General features: G+C 37.2%; 28 protein-coding genes. 25 read left to right on the forward strand and 3 right to left on the reverse strand.

What is annotated here, in order from left to right:
- The first annotated feature begins 8 nt into the window (after positions 1 to 8).
- The 24 genes from H2677_RS07280 to H2677_RS07395 all read left to right on the forward strand — a co-directional run bounded on the left by H2677_RS07280 (position 9) and on the right by H2677_RS07395 (position 18966).
- The gene (locus H2677_RS07280) at positions 9 to 791 is read left to right on the forward strand and encodes a ParA family protein (RefSeq protein WP_004911554.1); all 783 of its coding nucleotides are present in this window, start codon (positions 9 to 11) and stop codon (positions 789 to 791) included.
- Positions 788 to 1675, forward strand: coding sequence for a ParB/RepB/Spo0J family partition protein (locus H2677_RS07285; RefSeq protein ID WP_004911551.1), 888 nt, complete (start codon positions 788 to 790; stop codon positions 1673 to 1675). Before H2677_RS07280 ends, H2677_RS07285 begins: the two co-directional genes overlap by 4 nt.
- Before the next feature lie 46 nt (positions 1676 to 1721).
- A complete protein-coding gene (locus tag H2677_RS07290) occupies positions 1722 to 2351 on the forward strand; it encodes a MotA/TolQ/ExbB proton channel family protein (protein ID WP_212639487.1) in 630 nt (209 codons plus the stop codon).
- Between the two features lie 14 nt (positions 2352 to 2365).
- Complete coding sequence (locus H2677_RS07295; RefSeq protein ID WP_004954071.1) at positions 2366 to 2794, forward strand: ExbD/TolR family protein; 429 nt, start codon at positions 2366 to 2368, stop codon at positions 2792 to 2794.
- On the forward strand, positions 2791 to 4518 hold the full coding sequence (gene msbA, locus H2677_RS07300; RefSeq protein ID WP_042891017.1) for a lipid A export permease/ATP-binding protein MsbA: 1728 nt from the start codon (positions 2791 to 2793) through the stop codon (positions 4516 to 4518). The genes H2677_RS07295 and msbA overlap by 4 nt, the downstream gene beginning before the upstream one ends.
- A 2-nt stretch (positions 4519 to 4520) precedes the next feature.
- Positions 4521 to 5528, forward strand: coding sequence for a tetraacyldisaccharide 4'-kinase (lpxK, locus tag H2677_RS07305; RefSeq protein WP_212639488.1), 1008 nt, complete (start codon positions 4521 to 4523; stop codon positions 5526 to 5528).
- Positions 5529 to 5537: 9 nt separating this feature from the next.
- On the forward strand, positions 5538 to 6299 hold the full coding sequence (gene kdsB, locus H2677_RS07310; RefSeq protein WP_212639489.1) for a 3-deoxy-manno-octulosonate cytidylyltransferase: 762 nt from the start codon (positions 5538 to 5540) through the stop codon (positions 6297 to 6299).
- Between the two features lies 1 nt (position 6300).
- On the forward strand, positions 6301 to 7290 hold the full coding sequence (locus H2677_RS07315; RefSeq protein ID WP_212639490.1) for a DNA polymerase III subunit delta': 990 nt from the start codon (positions 6301 to 6303) through the stop codon (positions 7288 to 7290).
- A 224-nt stretch (positions 7291 to 7514) separates the two neighbouring features.
- Positions 7515 to 7859 (forward strand): PilZ domain-containing protein, encoded by a 345-nt coding sequence (locus tag H2677_RS07320; protein WP_004954079.1) that lies wholly within the window; start codon positions 7515 to 7517, stop codon positions 7857 to 7859.
- 22 nt (positions 7860 to 7881) lie between these two features.
- Entirely contained in the window at positions 7882 to 8655 is a 774-nt protein-coding gene (locus tag H2677_RS07325) for a TatD family hydrolase (RefSeq protein WP_004911519.1), read from the forward strand.
- A gap of 38 nt (positions 8656 to 8693) precedes the next feature.
- Positions 8694 to 9302, forward strand: coding sequence for a TetR/AcrR family transcriptional regulator (locus H2677_RS07330; protein WP_020899852.1), 609 nt, complete (start codon positions 8694 to 8696; stop codon positions 9300 to 9302).
- 12 nt (positions 9303 to 9314) lie between these two features.
- Positions 9315 to 9863, forward strand: coding sequence for a prepilin-type N-terminal cleavage/methylation domain-containing protein (locus H2677_RS07335; protein ID WP_212639491.1), 549 nt, complete (start codon positions 9315 to 9317; stop codon positions 9861 to 9863).
- A gap of 133 nt (positions 9864 to 9996) precedes the next feature.
- Positions 9997 to 10350, forward strand: coding sequence for a type II secretion system protein (locus H2677_RS07340; RefSeq protein ID WP_042106585.1), 354 nt, complete (start codon positions 9997 to 9999; stop codon positions 10348 to 10350).
- The gene (gene gspJ, locus H2677_RS07345; protein ID WP_228301673.1) at positions 10347 to 11075 is read left to right on the forward strand and encodes a type II secretion system minor pseudopilin GspJ; all 729 of its coding nucleotides are present in this window, start codon (positions 10347 to 10349) and stop codon (positions 11073 to 11075) included. Before H2677_RS07340 ends, gspJ begins: the two co-directional genes overlap by 4 nt.
- Complete coding sequence (gspK, locus tag H2677_RS07350; protein WP_212639493.1) at positions 11072 to 12031, forward strand: type II secretion system minor pseudopilin GspK; 960 nt, start codon at positions 11072 to 11074, stop codon at positions 12029 to 12031. The genes gspJ and gspK overlap by 4 nt, the downstream gene beginning before the upstream one ends.
- 106 nt (positions 12032 to 12137) lie before the next feature.
- On the forward strand, positions 12138 to 12734 hold the full coding sequence (locus tag H2677_RS07355; protein WP_212639494.1) for a 6-pyruvoyl trahydropterin synthase family protein: 597 nt from the start codon (positions 12138 to 12140) through the stop codon (positions 12732 to 12734).
- A gap of 38 nt (positions 12735 to 12772) precedes the next feature.
- The gene (ung, locus tag H2677_RS07360) at positions 12773 to 13486 is read left to right on the forward strand and encodes a uracil-DNA glycosylase (RefSeq protein ID WP_212639495.1); all 714 of its coding nucleotides are present in this window, start codon (positions 12773 to 12775) and stop codon (positions 13484 to 13486) included.
- Positions 13483 to 14607 (forward strand): enoyl-CoA hydratase/isomerase family protein, encoded by a 1125-nt coding sequence (locus H2677_RS07365; RefSeq protein WP_171053792.1) that lies wholly within the window; start codon positions 13483 to 13485, stop codon positions 14605 to 14607. Before ung ends, H2677_RS07365 begins: the two co-directional genes overlap by 4 nt.
- Positions 14608 to 14613: 6 nt before the next feature.
- The gene (tadA, locus tag H2677_RS07370) at positions 14614 to 15117 is read left to right on the forward strand and encodes a tRNA adenosine(34) deaminase TadA (protein WP_212639496.1); all 504 of its coding nucleotides are present in this window, start codon (positions 14614 to 14616) and stop codon (positions 15115 to 15117) included.
- Positions 15118 to 15184: 67 nt separating this feature from the next.
- Entirely contained in the window at positions 15185 to 15625 is a 441-nt protein-coding gene (locus H2677_RS07375; protein ID WP_212639497.1) for an SRPBCC family protein, read from the forward strand.
- Between the two features lie 10 nt (positions 15626 to 15635).
- Positions 15636 to 16316, forward strand: a complete 681-nt coding sequence (gene cmk / locus H2677_RS07380) for a (d)CMP kinase (protein ID WP_125299263.1) — start codon at positions 15636 to 15638, stop codon at positions 16314 to 16316.
- A 114-nt stretch (positions 16317 to 16430) separates the two neighbouring features.
- Complete coding sequence (rpsA, locus tag H2677_RS07385) at positions 16431 to 18113, forward strand: 30S ribosomal protein S1 (RefSeq protein ID WP_004954100.1); 1683 nt, start codon at positions 16431 to 16433, stop codon at positions 18111 to 18113.
- A gap of 157 nt (positions 18114 to 18270) precedes the next feature.
- Positions 18271 to 18573, forward strand: a complete 303-nt coding sequence (locus H2677_RS07390; RefSeq protein ID WP_004911476.1) for an integration host factor subunit beta — start codon at positions 18271 to 18273, stop codon at positions 18571 to 18573.
- Between the two features lie 30 nt (positions 18574 to 18603).
- Positions 18604 to 18966 (forward strand): lipopolysaccharide assembly protein LapA domain-containing protein, encoded by a 363-nt coding sequence (locus H2677_RS07395; RefSeq protein ID WP_212639498.1) that lies wholly within the window; start codon positions 18604 to 18606, stop codon positions 18964 to 18966.
- Positions 18967 to 19055: 89 nt separating this feature from the next.
- Here H2677_RS07395 and H2677_RS16030 read toward each other — a convergent pair whose 3' ends face one another.
- Together H2677_RS16030 and H2677_RS16035 are read right to left on the reverse strand one after the other, a co-directional pair.
- Entirely contained in the window at positions 19056 to 19310 is a 255-nt protein-coding gene (locus H2677_RS16030; RefSeq protein WP_228301674.1) for a hypothetical protein, read from the reverse strand.
- A 55-nt stretch (positions 19311 to 19365) separates the two neighbouring features.
- Positions 19366 to 19722 (reverse strand): hypothetical protein, encoded by a 357-nt coding sequence (locus H2677_RS16035; protein ID WP_228301675.1) that lies wholly within the window; start codon positions 19720 to 19722, stop codon positions 19366 to 19368.
- A 161-nt stretch (positions 19723 to 19883) separates the two neighbouring features.
- Here H2677_RS16035 and pyrF point away from each other — a divergent pair, with 161 nt between their 5' ends.
- Positions 19884 to 20579 (forward strand): orotidine-5'-phosphate decarboxylase, encoded by a 696-nt coding sequence (gene pyrF, locus H2677_RS07405; protein WP_212639499.1) that lies wholly within the window; start codon positions 19884 to 19886, stop codon positions 20577 to 20579.
- A 9-nt stretch (positions 20580 to 20588) separates the two neighbouring features.
- Here pyrF and H2677_RS07410 read toward each other — a convergent pair whose 3' ends face one another.
- Complete coding sequence (locus H2677_RS07410; RefSeq protein ID WP_212639500.1) at positions 20589 to 21506, reverse strand: lysine exporter LysO family protein; 918 nt, start codon at positions 21504 to 21506, stop codon at positions 20589 to 20591.
- Between the last annotated feature and the right edge of the window lie 5 nt (positions 21507 to 21511).

The following is a 21511-nucleotide window of genomic DNA, read 5'->3' on the forward strand; positions in this document are numbered from 1 at the left end:
GGGTAATCATGGCACATATTATTGCAATTGCTAACCAAAAAGGTGGCGTAGGGAAAACAACAACCGCAGTTAATCTTGCTGCTTCTTTGGCGATTTTAAAGAAGCGTGTCTTGTTAGTTGATATGGACTCACAAGGTAATGCAACAATGGGGTCTGGCGTACAAAAGAATGATCTTTTGTATTCTGTTACTGATGTCTTATTAGGTGAAGTGCCGATCGAAACTGCAATTCAAAAAGCAGAAGTAGGATATAAAGTTTTGGGTGCAAACCGTGAGCTTGCAGGAGTAGAGCTAGCAATCGCTGAGCAAGAAGGTCGTGAATTTATCCTCAAAAAAGCATTAGAAGAGGTAGATTCAGCTTTTGATTACATTATTGTGGATTGTGCTCCAAGTCTAAGCTTGATTACTGTAAATGCCCTTGCAGCAGTGAATGGTGTGATCATTCCGATGCAATGTGAGTACTATGCTTTAGAAGGCCTTGCAGATCTAACACAAACCATCGACCGTATACAAAAAGCACTCAATCCAAACTTGGAAATCATTGGTGTGTTACGTACCATGTATGATGCAAGAAATGCGTTAACACGTGATGTATCTTCTGAGCTTGAGCAATATTTTGGTAAAAAGCTCTATGATACGGTTATCCCTCGTAATATTCGTTTGGCTGAAGCTCCAGCACATGGTTTACCTGTGATCTATTTTGAAAAGAGTTCTAAAGGTGCCGTTGCATATTTAAATTTGGCTGCGGAAATGCTTAAAAAAAGTAAAGTGAAAAAAGGAAGTGCTGTATGAGCATCAAAAAACGCGGATTGGCTAAAGGTCGTGGTTTAGATGCGTTGCTAGGTTCGATTCAAAAAGAAAAACTGCAACTAGAAGCACAAGCCTTGGATCATGGTCAACTCAAGCAAATTGATGTTAACTCGTTAAAGCGTGGAGAATATCAACCACGTCGTTTTATTCAAGAACAGGATTTACAAGAGCTTGCATCATCGATTGAAAAACATGGTGTAATGCAACCTATCGTGATTCGTCCTGTGGATGATGAACAACACCCTTATGAAATTATTGCAGGTGAGCGACGTTGGCGTGCCGCAATCATGGCGGGATTAACTGAAATTCCCGCAATTGTAAGAGAGTTGAATGATCAGGTCGCGATAGCATTAGCCTTAATTGAAAATATTCAACGCCAAGATTTAAATCCTATTGATCAAGCACTTGCATTACAACGTTTTCATGATGAATTTGGTTTAAGTCATCAAGAAATTGCAGATACCGTTGGTAAAGCGCGTACCACAGTCAGTAATTTGCTGCGCTTACTAAGCTTAGCAGACCCAATTAAAGATTATATGCAACAAGGTCAGATTGATATGGGACATGCCCGCGCAATTTTGACTTTAAAGACTAAAGAACAAATTGAAGTTGCAAAAATCGTGATTGAAAAAGGTTTGTCAGTGCGTCAAACTGAGCAATTGGTTCGTGAGTGGAGTGAGCCAAAACCAGAAAAGGAGAAAGTAAAAATTTCTCCAGATATTGAACAATTAACTCAAAAGCTATCTGAACGCTTTGGTGCGAATGTCAAAATTGACCATAACCAACAAGGAAAAGGGAAAATGGTCATTCACTATCACTCATTGGATGAGTTGGATGGGATTCTAAATATTTGTTTGCCTAACTAATATTTAGGATTCGTCCTAATTATTTTAAATATTATTGGGGAATAATATGTGGGAACTGGTAAAAGCGGGCGGTTGGTTAATGCTGCCGCTTATTCTCTCATCAATTTTTACGGTTGCAATCACAATTGAACGCTACATTCGTTTGAAGCGTTCTCAAGTATTACCTAGTGATTTATTTGTCAATGGTTCTAATGCTGAGACTGTAATTTCAAATTTACAGCAAGAGCAAGCAAAGAAATCACCTTTAGGACGTATTCTACTTGCTGGGTACGAACACAAAGAACAGGGTGAGCAATTTGCGCGTGCGCAAATGGAGGCGGCAGCTTCACAAGAAATTTCCTTCTTAGAGAAGAACATCAATTTCTTGGGCACATTGAGCGCAATAGCCCCTTTATTGGGTTTGCTTGGTACGGTTTTAGGTATTATTGAATCTTTCTTGGTGATTGATGTGGGATCAGCAGGAAATGCAAGTATGATGATGCCTGGTATTTCTAAAGCCTTGATCACAACGGCTGTTGGTATGTTAATTGCTATTCCAGCGATGATTGCTTATCGATACTTTCAACGTGTTGTACACGAATATACCGCTGAGTTAGAACAACAATCTACCTTGTTCCATGCTGCACTTTTCTACAAAAAAGTACCACATGTACAAGAACATCGCCTTGCAAGCTAAGCATAGGTGATCTAATGAAATTTAAACGTTCTCAAGTTGAAGATATTCATATCAATTTGACACCAATGATTGACTGTATGTTATTTATTTTGGTGTTTTTATTACTTTCGACGACATTTAGTCAGCAAAGTCGTATAAATCTAACTTTGCCCGATGCTCAAGGTGTACCGCCTAAACAATTCGATCAAAAAATTGAAATCATGGTAGACTCCACAGGCCATTATTCCGTGAATGGTCAAGCATTATCGACAAAAGATACAGCTGATCTCAGTACAGCCATTAAGCAAGTTGCACAAGAACGTCGCGACTTTATGTTTATCATCGCTGCTGATGCTAAAGCCGCCCATCAGGATGTAATACGCGTGATGGATGTTGCAGGTCAGCTTGGGTTTGTAAACGTTAACATTAGCACTAAAGTTCCAACTAGAGGTTTCACCGAGTGAATCAAGATTTTAAGGTTTATTTACGCCTTTTAGCTTATCTAAAATCTTATTGGGGTATTGCCTTATTTGTATTACTTGGTTTTGGTATCAATGCGGCTACCGAAGTCTCGGTAGCCAAATTGCTGAAGTTTATTATTGATGCAATTCAAAATGGAAGCAGAGAAAACCTAAATCTGTTTCCTGCATTGATCGTGTTGTTAATGTTCTTTAGAGGTGTTGGATTATTCTTAGGTGGATATTTTACCGCTGTAATCTCAAGACGTTTGGTTTTTAGTATTCGCCAAGAGGTTTATGCGAAGCTGCTTAGATTGCCTGCACAATATTATTTAGATAATACCTCTGGTCATATTAGTGCAAAATTAATGTATAACGTGCAGCAATTAACAGCTGCATCCTCTGATTCTTTACAGACATTAGTCAAAGATGGCCTGATTGTCATAGGTTTATTAAGTTATTTGTTTTATACCAACTGGCGCTTAACGATGTGTATTATCGTATTTATGCCAGTGATTGGTATTTTAGTTCGTGTAGCAGCAAAGCGCATGAGAAAGCTTTCGATACAAGTACAAAATACCATGGGTGATGTCAATCATGTGGTTCAGGAAACCATCAATGGTAACTCTGTAGTTAAAAGTTTCACTGGTGAAGCTTTTGAGCAACAACGCTTCTATAAGTCATCTGAAGAAAACCTTCGTCGTGGTTTGAAGATGGTGGTTGTTCAGAATATCAATAGTCCAGTGGTGCAACTGATTTTGTCTTGTGCAATGGCAATCATTTTATGGTTAGCTTTGCGCCCGCAGGTTTTTGGTGACACATCTGCTGGCGAATTCGTCTCTTATATCACTGCTGCTGGTTTAATATCTAAGCCCGTAAAAAACTTAACTGATATCAATGAAAAACTTCAGCGCGGTTTAGCTGCAGCACATTCGGTTTTTGAATTATTGGATTTACCTGAAGAAGAAAATAAAGGGCAATTGAAGCCTCAATTGAAAGGTAATATTCGATTTGATCAAGCTTGCTTGGAATATTCTGATGGTACTAAAGCCATTAAAGATTTTTCTTTAAATATTCAAGCTGGTCAAACTATTGCACTCGTTGGGCGGTCAGGGGCTGGTAAAACCTCATTGGTAAACATGTTGCCGCGTTTCCAAGAGTTAAGTAGTGGCGGTATATATTTTGATGATATTCCTGTTCAAGAAATAGAGTTATTGTGTTTAAGATCGCAAATTGCAATGGTGAACCAACAAGTCGTTCTGTTTAATCGTTCAGTGCGTGACAATATCGCCTACGGACAATTACAAAATGCTAGTGATGAGCAAGTGATTGCTGCAGCTAAAGCTGCCTATGCACATGATTTCATCATGAGTTTGCCTCAAGGTTACGACACTATACTTGGTGCCCAAGGTCTGAATTTATCTGGTGGACAACGTCAACGTATTGCGATTGCGAGAGCAATTCTGAAAGATTCGCCAATTCTAATTTTAGATGAGGCAACAAGCGCGCTTGATAACGAATCAGAATACTTTATCCAACAAGCCTTTGATGAAGCGATGCAAGGTCGAACCACGATTGTAATTGCTCATCGATTATCTACAGTTGAAAATGCCGATTTGATTGTTGTGATGGATAAAGGACAAATTATCGAGCAAGGAACTCACTTAGAATTGATCGCTAAACAAGGAATGTATTATCAGTTACATCAGCGCAATTTTGAGGAAAATTAATCATGTCACTGGCACAGACGATTCAGACTGCTTGGAATAACCAAGAGAAATGGTTGATCGTTTTAAGACCAGTGTCATGGCTTTATCGCTTTGCATTTTTGATGAATAAAGCGATGTATACACACAAGCTGAAGAAAATCTATACGGCACCAATCCCAGTTATGGTGATTGGAAATATTACAGTTGGCGGAAGTGGAAAAACCCCTTTGCTAATTCAACTAGTAAAATATTTGCAAAGCAAAGGGTTGTCGGTAGGTGTAATCAGTCGTGGCTATGGAGGGGTTGGTCCATTTCCAGCGCTGGTACATAAAGAGTCATCGCCTGAGATTATTGGTGATGAACCCGCTTTAATTGTTCAATCGACTGGTGTTGCAATGGCAGTTGGTCCAAATAGACAATCTTCTATAGAGTTATTATTGCAGAAATATTCATTGGATTTGATTATTAGTGATGATGGTCTTCAGCACTGGGCTTTAGATCGTCAAATTGAATGGATTGTTTTAGATCAAAATCGTGGTTTAGGTAATGAAAAGCTTTTGCCTGAAGGTTATTTGCGAGAGCCAAAATCACGTCTACAAAATAGTAGTGTGATTGTACATAGCAAACAGCCTCAATCATTGCTCAATATGCATTTGCAAGTGGGTAAGCCTTATTTACTCAGATCTGGTAATTTATCTAATCAATTCGATTCAAAGCAAAGCTATCATGCTGTGGTTGGTATTGGTTTTCCTCAGCGTTTTTATCAGACTTTGCAAAATTTAGGAATTGAGCAATTTCAAGCGCATGAGTTCCCAGATCATCATGAATATAAACTGAGTGATCTAAGTTTTCAGAATCAGAATGCGATTATCACAACAGAAAAAGATGCTGTTAAATTAAAAGAAATTTTAATTCAGCATCCGGAATTTAATATCCCTATTTGGGTTGTACCAGTAGAAGCCGTTTTATCATCCGATTGTTATGACTTGTTGGAGCAACAATTACAACAAGTTGGTATTCATTTGTCTTAGAGATATACCATGAAACACATTGTCATTCCTGCACGTTTTGCAAGTTCGAGATTACCAGCTAAACCATTGTTGCTGATACATGGTCGTCCAATGATTTTACGGGTGGTTGATCAGGCAAAAAAAGTTGAGGGCTTTGATGATTTATGTGTTGCGACAGATGATGAGCGAATTGCCGAGATCTGCCGTGCAGAAGGCGTTGATGTGGTATTGACAAGCCCTGATCATCCATCTGGTACGGATCGTTTAAGTGAAGTAGCTCGTTTAAAAGGGTGGGCTGAAGATGATATTATTGTGAATGTTCAGGGTGATGAACCTTTATTACCTGCAAAATTAGTTAAACAGGTTTCACAACTTCTAGTCGATAATCCAAACTGCTCAATGTCTACATTGTGCGAGCCAATCAGCGCTTTGGATGAATTTCAGCGAGATAGTATCGTCAAAGTTGTTATGTCAAAACATAATGAAGCATTGTATTTTAGCCGCGCAACTATCCCTTATGATCGTGATGGGGCGAAACAAAAACAGCAATCAATGCATAGCAGTGCTTACCGTCATCTAGGTTTGTATGCCTATCGAGTTAAACTATTACAAGAATATGTAACTTGGGATCAAGGTATGCTTGAAAAATTAGAAAGTCTTGAGCAACTCAGGGTGCTTGAAAACGGTCATCGAATTGCTATAGCTATTGCTGAAGCAAACCTTCCGCCTGGAGTTGATACTCAGGAAGATTTAGATCGATTAAACTCAATGTCTATCAGTTTCTTTGAATAATATGACAAAAGAAGTTCAAATCTATGAACATTATCCTTGGCATCACCAAACGTGGGATCTTTTAACCTCGCGTTTTCCTGATGTTGGACATGGTTTATTGTTTTATGGAAAGAAAGGATGTGCTAAACAAGAGTTTACCGATAGATTTGTAGCATGGGTGTTATGTTTAAATAAACAATCTGAAAATGCCTGTGGCGAATGTAGTAGCTGTCAATGGTTAAAGTCGGATACACATCCTAACTATGTTCACATCACAACAGATGAAGATAATAAAAAGCAAAATGCAAAAATTAAGATTGAAAAAATTCGAGATCTTTTACCTTTTGTTCAGCAAACTGGTGAAGGCTGGCGTGTTGTAGTCATTGAACCTGCTGAAGCTTTAAACATAGCTTCATCAAATGCTTTATTAAAAACTTTAGAAGAACCTGGTGAGAAAGTTGTTTTGATCTTGGTTGCAGATCATTATTTGAAATTACCTGCAACTATTCGGAGTCGATTGCAACACTTTGCATTAGATCGTTTAAAAGATGAGGATGCTCAGAGTTTTCTGCAAGAAAGAATTTCTGACCTGAAACCGCAACAACTATCCTTGTTACTCAATCTTGCTAATGGGATGCCATTAACTGCAATAGAAATACAAAACAGTGAGTGGTTAGATAAACGAGCATTATTTTTAAAAGATTGGTCTAAGCTCTGTTCTGAAAAGAGTATGCCTTTGCATTATGCTAATAAATGGTCGAAAGAGCTAAGTTTTGCAGATTTTATGGTTATGTTTGAATACTTGTTTGTGGATGTTATTCGTCTAAAGCTAAATCAGCAATTAAAAAATCAAGATTTAGTTTTTGATGATTTGGCTCAAATATATAACTTAGAAACTCTGTTCTCAATTTATTCGGATTTCCAGCAGAAAAAACTAATGTTGGAGCAAAATGTTCAGTCGCAATTAGTTATGGATGAGCTATTTATTCAGCTAATGAATGTCCATCAGTGACGATATTTCTTAAATACTTATAAATAGGTAAGTTATTTGAAACATTATTTGTTGTTTCTATTAATGTTTCTTATAATTCAAAAAATGAAACTTGATTGGGTTCAACTAAATAGGTTGACGGTGGTTTATCGCACTTGTATTTGAAACCATGAGCGTTCATGCTTTATTACGGTTAATCAGCATCATATAAGAAACTTTAAGTAAATTAATAACAGGGGAATGTAATGCAACCACAAATGATGGGCGGGATTATACAAGTCAATATTCCTGACAAGGCTACCTTACAAGCGAGTTATATGCCTTTTGTACAAGGTGGCGGTTTATTTGTTCCGACTAAGCAAGCGGTAAAAATGGGACAAGAAGTTTTTATCCTTGCGACTCTGCCTGATCAATCACAGAAAATTCCTTTAACTGGTAAGGTGATTTGGATTTCGCATAAGCAAACCCATTTTAAACCACAAGGTTTTGCGATTCAGCTTGCAGGTGATAAAGGTGTTTATTATCGAACAGAGGCAGAAAGAATTTTAGCGGGTTCAAAAAGCCTTGATCGTCCAAGTTATACTATGTAATTAAATTTTTTAGGAACAAAGCGTGTTTGTTGATACCCATTGCCATTTAACCATGTTAGATCTTACGCCATACGGTGGAGATCTAGATCAAGCGCTCGATGCTGCACGTCAGGCAGGCGTAACTAAATTCATGGGGATATCTGTGGATTTAGAAGATCATATAAAATTGGCAGAAATTGCATCACGACACGATGATGTTGGTTACACAGTAGGGGTTCATCCATGTGAAGATCAACATGTCATGGCCCGAGCTACAACAGATTATTTGGTCGAGTTAGCTCAATCAGAGAAAGTGTGGGCTTTAGGTGAAACGGGTTTGGATTATTATCACAGTACTGATTTTGTTGAAGATCAGAAGCAATGCTTTGCTAGGCATATACAAGCATCAAAAATTGTAAAAAAACCTGTGGTTGTACATACGCGCTCGGCAAAACATGACACTGTAGATATTATTCGAGCTGAACAATCAACACACGGCATATTACATTGTTTCACAGAAGATTGGGAAACAGCGAAAGCGGTCTTAGATTGTGGTTACTATATTTCTTTTTCAGGAATCATTTCTTTCAAAAATGCTCAATCCCTTAGAGATGTTGCTAAGCAAGTTCCACTTGATCGTGTATTAATTGAAACAGATAGTCCGTATCTAGCACCTGTGCCATATCGTGGTAAAACAAATGAACCAAAATATGTGCCCTATGTAGCAAAAGCTCTAAGTGAAGTATATGATAAATCGCTTGAAGAGATTGGCATGATTACCATGCAAAATTTTGAAAATCTCTTAAATTTTAAATAACGGTTTGTAGTACTTGAAAAGAGAGTTATCACGTGAAGATGGATCGTCAAGCTCAGTTTAGAGCACGAGAAGCATTAATTTTTCAAATCGCTGAACAACTCTTATTAGAAAATGGTGAAGCGGGCATGACGCTTGATGCCCTTGCAGCAGAATTGGATTTAGCTAAAGGCACTTTATATAAGCATTTTCAAAGCAAAGATGAGCTGTATATGTTACTGATCATTCGCAATGAAAAAATGCTGTTGGAAATGATTCAGGATACTGAAAAGTCATTTCCGGAGCATTTAGCTTTTTTTATGCTACATCATTTACATCATCCTGAACGTACCGCATTATTTCATCAAATAGAAGAACGTCTTTCAACAACTGGACAAGGAATACAGCTACTATTCAGTGAATTATATAAAATTCGACGTCAAAGATTACGCATTATTATTCGTATGACTGAAAGTTACCTGATTGATATCAATAGTAAGATGACGACACGAGATTATTTAGCCTCGATATGGTCTTTAACCTATGGTGCTGCGGTTATACTAAATTCAAGTTTCTATCAGCGTTACTTGGGCTCAAGAGACACACTACGTGTAGCTTATATAGAACAGGCTTTGGCGATGCCAAAACAGCTTGAACATGCATTAACATAGTTGATTATGATCATGAAATCATCACTTCGATTACAGCAAGGTTTTACCCTAATTGAGATCATGGTGGTGATTGTAATCATGACGGTCATGGCATCACTTGTTGTTCTGAATATTGGTGGTATAGATCAGCGTAAAGCAATCCAAGCCAGAGAGCTATTTATACTTGATCTGAAAAGAATAAATAAAGAATCTGCTGATCAATCAAAAGTATTTGCATTGAATTTTCAAAACGCAACGGATGTTTCGCCATTTACCTATAATTTATTTGAATATCACGACCAGAGTCTACAGCTCGTTCAGCAAGCTGATAAAACATGGCAGGTATATAAGGAATTTAAGCCTCGCCAATTACCAGATAACGTGTCCTTCAGCTTACAAGTTGTTGATGCTGAGCGGTATTCTAAAGCAAATAACGAGGATTTACTGGGGGGTAAATCTCCTCAACTAGTTTGGTTTGGCAATGGTGAAGTTAAACCTGTGAGAATTCAATTTTATTATCAGCAGCAACCGATTGGTAATGAATTGGAATTAGATTACTTGGGGAAAATACATGAAAATTAACACCTCAAATAAGATGACTAATCGACAATTCAGTTTGCTTTATAAAAAATCAGATAGTCTTAATTTTCAAACAATTGCTGAGGTTAAACTAGATTCTCTCAAAATACAGAAAGGTTTTACGCTGTTAGAGGTGATGGTTGCTTTAGCTATTTTTGCGGTCGCTGCAATCGCGTTAACTAAAGTAGCTATGCAGTATACCCAATCAACTTCAAATGCAATTTTACGTACTAAAGCCCAATTTGTGGCAATGAATGAAATTGCAACCATGGAAATAAATCAAGAGTGGCTTGAGGGAACACAATCTAAACAAGTGACTGCGCAGGGGGAAACTTGGCAAATCGATAAAAAAGCACAATCAACATTAAGCCCAAAAATCCAACGTATCGAGTTACAAGTAAGTTTATATAACACTGAACAAGGTAAAGTTGAGGCAGGAATTACCAATCTTGTATTCTTTAATTATCCTGCAAAAGTCAAAACATCATGAAAATCAAGAATGTTGTAATGAGGTTGGGTTTCAGATTTAATGTTGTCTCAGAATGTCAGCAAAGTTCGACTAAGTCTTATTTACCAAAAAAAATTAAGAGTAATTTAGGTTTTACTTTAGTTGAGTTGCTTGTTGCGATTGCGATTTTTGCAGTGCTTTCAATGTTGGGGTGGAAAGTTTTTGATTATCTCATCAAAGTGAAAGATAGAAATGCAGAACATGAAACACACTTATTTGAATTACAGGATGCTTATCAGCAATTTTTAAAAGATAGCATGCAGATAATTCCATTGACTGCAAATGATGGGCGACAATTACAAGCAGCTATGGTTTTGAATGATCGAAGTTTTAGTTTTAGTAAGGCTGGGGTATCTGATCCATTGAAGCAAGGTCTTTCACCATATGAGCGAATAGAATACAGATATGATGCACAACAAAAAAAAGTTTACCGTTTGAAATATACAAATTTAAATATTCCAAATCGTGTGCAACCAGTATCAAGCACTTTACTTGAAAATGTAGATCAATTTAGAATTTTGATTTTAAATCCACAAGAAATTAGCCAATGGCCTGAAAATATTAATGATCCAAATAATGTAAATGAATTAATGAAATTACCATTAGGTTTTAAAGTACAATTGACGATTGCTGGATCAGATTATGAGTGGATTTATAGTTTATTAAATGCCAATCAGTTATTGGTCAATCAGGAAACACCTCAATGATCAAGATTAAATCTTCTGAACAAGGTATAGCACTTCTCACAATATTGATCATGGTCGCATTGGCTACTATTTTGGCTGCAACAATTGCAAAACGTCAAAGCAATACTGCTGAAAATACGGGCTATTTGATGCGCCAAAATCAGTCTTTACTTTATGCAAAAAGCGCAGAGGCATTTTTTTCTGAATTATTGATTCAAGATAGTGAAAATGCAGGTAATCTTGATCATTTACAGGAAAGTTGGGCGAAACCAATGCCTCCGTTTCCAGTTGAAGATGGTGCAGTTTCTGGACGTTTAATTGATGATTCGGGAAAATTTAATTTAAATAATTTAATTAAGCCAGATGGAAAAGTGGATGATTCGGCTCGTCGGTGGTTTGAAAAACTATTAGTCAGAGTTGGACTGCCAGCGGAGTTGAGTCAAGCTGTCATTGATTGGCAAGATGCGGATGATGAAACTTCAGGTGCAATGGGGGCTGAAAGTAGTATTTATCAGGGAATGGATCCTGCATATTTAGCATCAAATACAAAGTTCCATAATGTTGAAGAATTAAAGTTGGTTAGAGGATTTGAAGGTAAAAAATTTGACTTAATTCGTCCCTATGTTTCGGCCTTACCTGAACTGACAAAAATAAATATAAATACTGCACCTGCTTTATTGTTAGCAAGCATGGATCCAAAGGTGGATATGAAAGCAGTAGAGCAGGAGATCAAAGCAAAGCAGGCAAATTTGACTTATTTTAATAATCTAGATGATTTATGGAAATTGAATGCATTTTCAGGTATTGATGAGCAGAGCAAAACTGATGCAGGTAGCCTAATGGATGTGAAATCGAATTATTTTACTGCACAGATTGATGTGCTTTTAAGTGAGCGTAAGCGTCAATTCACAAGTTCTATGGCTAGAAAAGATAATCATGTAATTGTTTACTCAAGAAGTCTTGCACCTTTCAATTGATTTGATAATTGAATTATCAAATATCGACAAGGTTTAAAATCAATCCCAATGCTTGTTTTTTTGCTTTATAATAAAACTCGTTCGCAGATAAAGATTAGCTTGGTGCATGTTAATTCGTAAATTATTTAAGTTTGAAAATGCTCATATTGTACGCAATTGTACATCAGATCGCTGTAAGCGTTCGATTCATGGGCATAGTTATAAAGTTGAATTATTACTCAAAGCGTCAAAGTTAGATCATGGTCAGATGGTTTACGATTTTGGTTTGCTCAAAGGTGTTATAAAAGAACTTTTTGACAGTTTTGATCATGCCATTTGTTTTTGGCAAAAAGATGATGCTGCTTATATTGATGCATGTAAGACATTTAGTGCACGATGGATTTCATTGCCTGTTTCGCCTTCTGCCGAACAATTTTCACGTATTTTTTTCTATTTAGCTCAACAAGTCCTTCGCTCAACTACAACACAAAATGGTGAGGGTGATGTTCAAGTATATTCTGTGATTGTTCATGAAACTGATACTGGGTACGCCCAAAGTTTTCAGGAAGACATTGAAAATGAGCAAATGGGTATATTGAGTTTGGATCAAATTGTTTTTTCAGAACAAGTCGTATCAGAGTGGAGTGATCCACAGATATATGAGAACTTGAAACAAGGAATTAAGTTCAAAAATCCAGAAGTGGAATTACAAGTAACACTTTGAGTTTACTTGATTAAGTGAACTCAAATTAAGGAAAGTTGATGCAATTTACGGAACAACAGCTCAATAAATTAAATAAAATTCAGATTGATGAATCTTGGAAATATTCACTTTCTGAATTTTTACTTGGGCAAAAAATGGATAATTTACGCGAGTTTTTGCAACAAGAGAAACTTGCCCAAAAAACGATTTATCCGCCAAGCAAACAAATTTTTAATGCATTTAACACTACGCCACTTAACTGTGTAAAAGTCGTCATACTTGGTCAAGATCCTTATCATGGACCGAATCAGGCGAATGGTTTAAGTTTTTCGGTACAAAGAGGGGTTGCATTACCTCCATCTTTACGTAATATTTTTCATGAATTGAACACTGATTTAGGTATACCCGTTTCTCGACATGGCGATTTGAGTAAATGGGCTGAGCAAGGTGTTTTATTGCTGAATAGTGTGCTGACGGTTGAAGCTAGTCAACCTACCTCACATCAGAAACAAGGTTGGGAAGATTTTACTGATAATGTGATTGATGTGTTGAATGAACATCGTGAACGTATCGTATTTATATTATGGGGAGCTTATGCTCAACGTAAAGGACAGCGCATAGATCGTAACAAACATTTAGTTTTAAGTGCAGCCCACCCGTCACCTTTATCAGCAAACCGAGGTGGTTTTTTTGGCTGTAAAGTGTTTTCTAAAACAAATCAATATTTGAAACAACATGGCATTGAGCCTATAGACTGGCAATTGGACGCATAATGAATTCTCCCGATTTAAATAGCTATCATCCTGATTTGATTGTCGAGCATGCTAAAAATGGTTGGCGTATTGTTCGTTTGAACCGACCTAAATCATTACACGCATTGGATGAATCGATCGTAAGTGCTTTACTCAAAGTGTTCGAACATTTCCATGATGATGAAAGTGTAAAAGCGATTTGGTTTGATTCGACTACACCAAAAGCATTTTGCGCGGGTGGTGATGTTCGTAAATTGCGCCAATTGGTTATTAACAATGAAGTTGATACGGCTAATAAATTCTTTGAGCAAGAATATGCACTAGATTTACTGCTGCATAACTATGCTAAGCCTATTGTGGTTTGGGGTGAAGGTTATGTCATGGGTGGCGGACTAGGCTTATTTATGGCTGCACCATTTCGTTTGGTCACACCATATTCTCGTTTGGCTATGCCTGAGATTAATATTGGATTGTATCCTGATGTTGGTGGTAGTCGCTTCCTTGCTGATCGTGGTCAAATTGGTCTATTTACTGGTTTAACGGGTTCAATCATGACAGCTGCTGGAGCTTTCAGTATTGGTTGGGCGACACATATTTGTGAAGCTCAGCGTGATAATGTGCTTCAAAAAGTATTGAATGTTGATTGGAATCATTATCCAGCTGGCGCATTTAGAGCAATCGATGACACCCTAAATAGCCTGCATCGTCCAGTTGCTTCTGGACCATTGCAAAATTCTATTGATGTTATCCATAGTGTTTGTCGTGGACAAAGCTTTGAGTATGATTACCAAGCCATTATAGGTTTGAGTGATGCAAGTAGTGACTGGTTGCGTCAAGCTAGTGAGAATTTACAGAAGGGTTCTCCGAGCACTGCTGCGATTACTTGGTTGCTTTGGCAATGGGGTAAACAAGGTCATGCATGGGATGAGGTTTTTGCTTTAGAGTCACAAATTTCTGATTGGAAGATTCGTCATCCTGATTTCGTTGAGGGTGTGCGAGCACGTTTGGTTGATAAGGATCTTTCACCTGAATGGAAGTCTGCTGAAAAAATCACTTTGAAAGATATATTGTCTGATTGTCCACCAATTACAACAATTGATAGTTGGAATGCGTTATTAAGACAATATGGTGTAATTTCTTAAGTAGATATGACTGTTAATAAAGATGAATATTGGATGCAGTTTGCCTACGAGCAGGCTGCAATCGCAGCATCACAAGGTGAAATACCTGTTGGCGCTGTAATCGTGAGTCAAGATAAAATCATTGGCTCAGGTTACAATGCACCTATCCAATTGTCTGATCCTACGGCACATGCAGAGATTCAAGCGCTGCGCTCAGCTTGCCGAGCTATTGAAAATTATCGATTACCAGATGATGCTGTTTTATATGTGACGCTTGAACCTTGTACCATGTGTGTTGGTGCATTGATTCATGCAAGAGTTCAAAAAGTGATTTTTGCAACGACTGAGCCAAAAGCTGGTTCTGTTGTTAGCGCTCGTCAATTGTTAGATAATGGCTACTACAACCATAAATTTGTATTTGAACAAGGTTGTTTACAACAACAGTGTTCAGCTCAACTAAGTGATTTTTTTAAGCATAGAAGAAAAGAAAAGAAGCAAGCCCATTTATCTAAAACGTCCTTAAATGATTAAACATGTCTTTTGAGTTGTGGCAAACTAAGCCGCAATGATTTTGGTCAAATTAAAAAAAGGCAAAGCTATGCGTAATGCAATCACCGTAAAAAAAGAGTTCCACGCACCTATTTCAGAAGTGTTTGATTTATTGTCAAAACATGCAACTTATAATAAAGCTTTTGCTCCATTACAAGTGGTACGAGTTAAAGATTCGGCTGATCCAAAACGTCCAGATGGCATTGGGTCGGTTCGTCGAATGGGATTTGGTCCTGTAAAACCATTGCAAGAAGAAATTACATTATTGGAAGAAAATAAACGTATTGAGTATAAGTTGATTAACAATCCACTTGTAAAGCATCATTTGGGTCAAATTGATTTCAAAGAAATTACACCTTACGTAACATTGGTAACTTACAAGATTGAATTTACAGCAAAAGCACCTTTTGTGAGTAAATTAATTCTTGCACAACTTAAAGCAGCAATTACACTAGGTTTCTCAAAACTAGCGAAATCAATTGCTCCATAAAGAGAAGAGAATGACAGTTCATATTATTACGATTGATGGTCCAAGCGGATCTGGAAAAGGTACGTTAGCTGCTAAGATTGCTGCACATTACCAATATAATTTATTAGATTCTGGTGCGTTATATCGTTTACTTGGACTGTCTTTGGCTCAAAAAAACTTATTAGAGCAACTTGAAACTAAGTTGGATGAATGTGTCGAAATTGCAACTCATTTAAATATCGAATTTAAATCAACAGAATCTACCACGATTATTCTACTCGATGGTGCTGATGTGACGAATGTGATACGCACGGAGGAAGTAGGGGAATATGCTTCTAAAGTTGCAGCAATTCCAGCATTACGTAAAGCGTTATTTGATCGTCAAAGAGCTTTTATCCAGTCTCCAGGATTGGTTGCTGATGGTCGTGATATGGCAACTTCTATTTTTCCTGAAGCTCAGGCAAAGATTTATCTAACCGCATCAGCACAATCACGAGCGGAGCGACGTGTAAAACAGTTGCAGGGTATGGGTCTTGATGCTAAAATAAGCGACATTTTATCTAACATACAGGCTAGAGATAAGCGAGATATGGAGCGTACAGTTGCTCCGCTCAAGCCAGCCGAAGATGCTTATATCGTTGATAGCTCTGAGATAGGTATCGATGAAGTATTTAAGCTCATGGTTGACTATATCGACAGTCGTATAAAATAGATATTGAATTAACTTTCAGTTGAAGCATTGCTTGATCAGATCTTTTGGACAATGTAACAACTTAACTTAACCGGCCTTGTCTGATCCAAGACCGCTGACTTTATCAGGTATATCATGACCGAATCTTTTGCAGCCCTCTTTGAAGAAAGTGAATTAAACCTCAACGTTGAAAAGGGTGCAGTCATCCAAGGTACTGTTGTTAGTATCGATTCTGACTGGGTTACTGTCGACACTGGCCTTAAATCTGAAGGCGTTGTTGATCGTGCTGAATTTTTAAATGAACAACGTGAACTTGAAGTTCAAGTTGGCGATACTGTTGACGTAGTTGTTGAAGCGCTTGACAACGGTATGGGTCAAACTGTTTTGTCACGTGAAAAAGCGAAACGTGCTGAAACTTGGACTAAACTTGAGAAAATCTTTGAAGACGGCGAAATCGTTACTGGTGTTATCTCTGGTAAGGTTAAAGGCGGTTTCACTGTTGACATCGGTCCTGTACGTGCATTCTTACCAGGTTCTTTAGTTGACACTCGTCCTATTCGTGACACAACTCACCTTGAAGGTAAAGAGTTAGAGTTCAAAGTAATCAAGCTTGATGCTAAACGTAACAACGTTGTTGTATCTCGTCGTGCTGTTATGGAAGCAGAATCTTCTGCTGACCGTGAAGCATTACTTGCTCAACTTGAAGAAGGTCAAACAGTTACTGGTACTATTAAGAACCTTACTGACTACGGTGCATTCGTTGATCTTGGTGGTATTGATGGTCTTCTTCATATCACAGATATGGCTTGGAAACGCATCAAACACCCTTCAGAAGTTGTTGAAGTTGGTCAAGAAGTTACAGTTAAAGTACTTAAATTTGACCGCGAGCGTAATCGTGTATCTTTAGGTCTTAAGCAATTAGGCGAAGATCCATGGTTAGCGATCATGAGCCGTTACCCTAAAGGTTCTATCGTTAAAGCGCGCGTTACTAACTTAACTGACTACGGTTGCTTTGCTGAAATCGCTGAAGGCGTTGAAGGTTTAGTACACGTTTCAGAAATGGACCACACAAACAAAAACATCCACCCATCTAAAGTAGTTCAGATTGGTGATGAAGTTGATGTTATGGTTCTTGAAGTTGACGAAGAACGTCGTCGTATTTCTTTAGGTATTAAACAAACTCGTGCTAACCCATGGGAAGAGTTTGCTAAATCTCATGAGAAAGGCGAAAAAGTTTCTGGTACGATCAAGTCTATTACTGACTTCGGTATCTTCATCGGTTTATCTGGTGGTATCGACGGTTTAGTTCACTTGTCTGATATTTCTTGGAACGAACAAGGCGAAGAAGCTATCCGTCGTTACAAGAAAGGTGACACAGTTGAAGCAGTTATCTTATCTGTTGATGCTGAAGGTAACCGTATCAGCCTTGGTATCAAGCAATTAAACAGCGATCCATTCAATGACTTCTTAGCTGCGAATGAACGCGGTGCTTTAGTTAAAGGTACTGTTACAGCTGTTGATGCTAAAGGTGCTACAGTTAAATTAGCTGATGACATCGAAGCAACTCTTAAAGCTTCTGAAATCAATCGTGACCGCGTTGAAGATGCAACTAAGTTCTTAGAAGTTGGTCAAGAAGTTGAAGCGAAGATCATCAACGTTGATCGTAAGTCTCGTTCTATCAACTTGTCTATCAAAGCGAAAGACGAAGCTGAAGAGAAAGAAGCTGTAAACAACGCTCGCCAAGCTGCTGCAACTCAAGCTGCAGAAAGCAATGGTCCTAAGACTATTGGTGACTTAATTAAAGCTCAAATGAAGTAATTTGTTAAAAAGTACATTTCTTGTAACAGAGATGTACTTTTTTATACAAAAATACTGTAAACGGTAGCGTAGTATTCATGTACTGCGCTACCGTTTTGTATTTAAACAGGTTATTATTAAAAACATTGAAAAGTAGCGATAATTAAAGAGGTCATCAATGACGACTGAAGCACTTAATAAATCTGATTTAATTGAACGGATTGCACTTAAAAACCCACACTTAGCTGAGCCTTTGGTTGAGGATGCAGTTAAGATCATGATTGATCAAATGATTGAAGCGCTCTCGAGTGGTGATCGTATAGAGATTCGTGGTTTTGGTAGCTTTGCATTACATCATCGTGAACCACGTCTAGGCCGTAATCCTAAAACTGGTAAGGCAGTTGATGTTGCAGCAAAAGCAGTACCACACTTCAAACCAGGTAAAGCTCTTCGTGATGCAGTAAACGAGTCAATTAAATAAAAAATAAATTAAATAAGTGAGGTGCGAATTATGCGCTATGTATTAATTGCATTACTTGTTGCTATATTTGGTTACGCATTAGCATTGGTTCTACAGAATCCAGCGGAATTGCAAGTAGATTTATTGTTTACTCAAGTTCCAGCCATGCGATTAGGTCTATTGCTTTTGCTAACACTTGCTTTAGGTATCGTGGTTGGATTATTGCTGGGTGTACAAGTTTTCCGAGTTTTTCAAAATAGTTGGGAAATTAAGCGCTTGCGTAAAGATATTGATCATTTGAGAAAAGAACAGATTCAACTTGCTCAGCAAGCTGCGGCTGAAGCTGCTGCGAGTGTTCGGCATGAGAAAACTGTTTTAGATGTTCATTCGAATGATAAAACGACTACGTTTTAATATTTTTAATATTCGAAAGGCTATTTCATAAGTGAAATAGCCTTTTTGTATTTTTAGATGCTTTGAATTTTAAATCTTCAACCAAAGATCTATTCTTTTAATTTATTTTCTAGCTGATCCATAAATTTGGCAAAAGCATTAAAGCTTTTTTCAATCACGATAATCGATTTCAATTTTATATCTGTAGACGTTGGATAATCGTCGAAAACATCTGTTCCAGCACCAATAGTATGCCCAGTCTCATGTGATAAATGTATTTCACTACAAAATTTTAGATTTAGACTTGCCTCTTTAGTTATCTCATTAAGAACATTGAATACAACATTTCCTGTAGCCTCCATCACTTCAATAGCAACATATCGAATAAAAGGACATTGATTTGATGTTAGTGAAACTAACTCATACGATAATTTTTCTACTAGGGGACATTTCATCTCCCCATAAATATTTCAATGTATCGCTCAATAATTGAGACTGATCTAAATTTAGTTTTTTGAGATCATATAGATACCAAGGCCAATGGTTTGCATCTTCCTTGCAATGTAAGTTTATTGCCTCTTCATATTTATTCTGTGGGTTTGCATAAGGTAAGACATATTTATTAAGATCTGAAAAACTCATAATAAAATGAGCTAAATCTGGTAAAAATTTTAACCTTTGATCAATTGTCAGATTTTCATTTTTAAGAATATGAAAGAAGTGATGATTGCTAAACTGTATTTTTTTATGCTGTATTGTCGATTTGATAGCTTGCATTATTATTCCTTATTGTCGTTATTTTAGGATTAAAATATAACTTATTTTACCGTTTGTTTTATTTTAAATTGTAGCGGTTATGCTTATACATCAACCAAAGTCCTGCTAATCATATTTTACACTTCTGCAAAAACCTATTTATAATAGCGCCTTTAACTGACTTGGAAGAAAAGCTCTTGAGTATAATTGTTGCATTAGATGCAAAAAGCCAATACGAAGCTATGACTATTGTTGAACAACTTGATCCAACACTTTGTCGAGTAAAAGTGGGCAAAGAGCTTTTCACGCATGAAGGTCCATCGATTGTAAAAAAATTACAAGATACAGGTTTTGAAGTTTTTCTCGATCTTAAGTTTCACGATATTCCAAATACGACAGCGCAAGCTGTTTGTGCGGCTGCTGATCTAGGAGTATGGATGGTAAATGTTCATGCTTCAGGTGGTCGTAAGATGATGGAAACTTGTGTAGAACGTCTCAAACTAGGTCAGTACCAAACACAATTAATCGCTGTGACTGTTCTTACTTCTATGGGTAGAGAGGATTTGTTAGATATCGGTTTAGATGTCGAACCTGTTGATCATGTGAAACGTCTAGCAAAGCTTACTAAAGATAGTGGTTTGGATGGCGTGGTTTGTTCAGCTCAAGAAGCTAAAATTCTTCGTGAAATGCTGGGTGAAGAGTTTGCTTTAGTTACACCTGGTATTCGACCTGAAGGTACAAATGCAGATGATCAAAAACGAATCGTAACACCTAAACAAGCGATGCTTGATGGATCTACTCATTTAGTAATTGGCCGCCCAATTACCAAAGCGGCTCAACCAACTGAAATGTTAAAATCTATTTTAGCTTCCATCTAATTCAATAAATTAGATTTTTAGATTCAGAAATAAGCTGATTAAGAGTGGAGCTAATAAAGATAATATTAGCCCGCTCATCATTGCGTGTGGTACGTAATGAGTCCCGCATGATTGCTTGACCATAGCCAAAGTGACATCCATAGATGTTGCACCTGCACTCGATATCGCGGAACGAGGAAAACGCCAACCTAAGCAATACATTAATAAAATTGCAAAAATTTCACGGAATAAATCAGTGAGTAAGGCAATACCTCCATACTTTGCAGAATGCAATTCAGTAAATAGAATGCCAGACATTGAATACCAGCCATAACCCTGTGATAAAGCTAAAACTTCATTTAACTTAAAGGTTTTAGCTAAAAGATAATAATTTAATATAGACGCCAAGCATGAACCTACAAATGCAGCAAATGGTACTAAGAGTATTTTCCAACTTAACCAACTACGATCAAACTGTGTATGTGCGAGTTCGATACCGATTAAAAAGATAAAAACTAAAAGTAGATACCAGCTATTAAATGTAAACTGTATATTGCTATGGTTAATTATTAGTCCTAATAGAATACCAAATCCTAATGCAAAAAAAGCTTTCGCTATATTTTTTAAGGCGTTAAAAAAAAGATTAAATGAAATTTTACCTTGTACGCTTTGCCGATCAATAAGCTTATATGTAATTAAACAAATACCAAATGCGAAAATAGAGGTGGTAAAAGCTATTAAAAGTGCAGGAGGTAGGATTGTGGTCGGGTTGTCAATTTGGTTGAGTGCTTGTGTCAATTCAAAAGCAACACTGACCAATAACACATATGAAAAATATGGAAGAATTTTAAAAATGAGATTGTTCAAATTTTTAGAAAGTCTTGGTGCAATAAAATAGCCTAAGCTAATCGCAATAAAAATTTGAAAAATTAGAATGACAGATTGCATAAAAA

Source organism: Acinetobacter junii (assembly GCF_018336855.1).
GTDB classification, from domain to species: Bacteria; Pseudomonadota; Gammaproteobacteria; order Pseudomonadales; family Moraxellaceae; genus Acinetobacter; species Acinetobacter junii.

What these genes read in the sequence shown, in the direction of transcription:
- H2677_RS07280 (WP_004911554.1), top strand. Translation starts at nt 9, where the DNA reads ATGGCACATATTATTGCAATTGCTAACCAAAAAGGTGGCGTAGGGAAA.
- H2677_RS07285 (WP_004911551.1), top strand. Translation starts at nt 788, where the DNA reads ATGAGCATCAAAAAACGCGGATTGGCTAAAGGTCGTGGTTTAGATGCG.
- H2677_RS07290 (WP_212639487.1), top strand. Translation starts at nt 1,722, where the DNA reads ATGTGGGAACTGGTAAAAGCGGGCGGTTGGTTAATGCTGCCGCTTATT.
- H2677_RS07295 (WP_004954071.1), top strand. Translation starts at nt 2,366, where the DNA reads ATGAAATTTAAACGTTCTCAAGTTGAAGATATTCATATCAATTTGACA.
- lpxK (WP_212639488.1), top strand. Translation starts at nt 4,521, where the DNA reads ATGTCACTGGCACAGACGATTCAGACTGCTTGGAATAACCAAGAGAAA.
- kdsB (WP_212639489.1), top strand. Translation starts at nt 5,538, where the DNA reads ATGAAACACATTGTCATTCCTGCACGTTTTGCAAGTTCGAGATTACCA.
- H2677_RS07315 (WP_212639490.1), top strand. Translation starts at nt 6,301, where the DNA reads ATGACAAAAGAAGTTCAAATCTATGAACATTATCCTTGGCATCACCAA.
- H2677_RS07320 (WP_004954079.1), top strand. Translation starts at nt 7,515, where the DNA reads ATGCAACCACAAATGATGGGCGGGATTATACAAGTCAATATTCCTGAC.
- H2677_RS07330 (WP_020899852.1), top strand. Translation starts at nt 8,694, where the DNA reads ATGGATCGTCAAGCTCAGTTTAGAGCACGAGAAGCATTAATTTTTCAA.
- H2677_RS07335 (WP_212639491.1), top strand. Translation starts at nt 9,315, where the DNA reads ATGAAATCATCACTTCGATTACAGCAAGGTTTTACCCTAATTGAGATC.
- H2677_RS07340 (WP_042106585.1), top strand. Translation starts at nt 9,997, where the DNA reads ATGGTTGCTTTAGCTATTTTTGCGGTCGCTGCAATCGCGTTAACTAAA.
- gspJ (WP_228301673.1), top strand. Translation starts at nt 10,347, where the DNA reads ATGAAAATCAAGAATGTTGTAATGAGGTTGGGTTTCAGATTTAATGTT.
- gspK (WP_212639493.1), top strand. Translation starts at nt 11,072, where the DNA reads ATGATCAAGATTAAATCTTCTGAACAAGGTATAGCACTTCTCACAATA.
- H2677_RS07355 (WP_212639494.1), top strand. Translation starts at nt 12,138, where the DNA reads ATGTTAATTCGTAAATTATTTAAGTTTGAAAATGCTCATATTGTACGC.
- ung (WP_212639495.1), top strand. Translation starts at nt 12,773, where the DNA reads ATGCAATTTACGGAACAACAGCTCAATAAATTAAATAAAATTCAGATT.
- tadA (WP_212639496.1), top strand. Translation starts at nt 14,614, where the DNA reads ATGACTGTTAATAAAGATGAATATTGGATGCAGTTTGCCTACGAGCAG.
- H2677_RS07375 (WP_212639497.1), top strand. Translation starts at nt 15,185, where the DNA reads ATGCGTAATGCAATCACCGTAAAAAAAGAGTTCCACGCACCTATTTCA.
- cmk (WP_125299263.1), top strand. Translation starts at nt 15,636, where the DNA reads ATGACAGTTCATATTATTACGATTGATGGTCCAAGCGGATCTGGAAAA.
- rpsA (WP_004954100.1), top strand. Translation starts at nt 16,431, where the DNA reads ATGACCGAATCTTTTGCAGCCCTCTTTGAAGAAAGTGAATTAAACCTC.
- H2677_RS07390 (WP_004911476.1), top strand. Translation starts at nt 18,271, where the DNA reads ATGACGACTGAAGCACTTAATAAATCTGATTTAATTGAACGGATTGCA.
- H2677_RS07395 (WP_212639498.1), top strand. Translation starts at nt 18,604, where the DNA reads ATGCGCTATGTATTAATTGCATTACTTGTTGCTATATTTGGTTACGCA.
- H2677_RS16035 (WP_228301675.1), bottom strand. Translation starts at nt 19,722, where the DNA reads ATGCAAGCTATCAAATCGACAATACAGCATAAAAAAATACAGTTTAGC.
- H2677_RS07410 (WP_212639500.1), bottom strand. Translation starts at nt 21,506, where the DNA reads ATGCAATCTGTCATTCTAATTTTTCAAATTTTTATTGCGATTAGCTTA.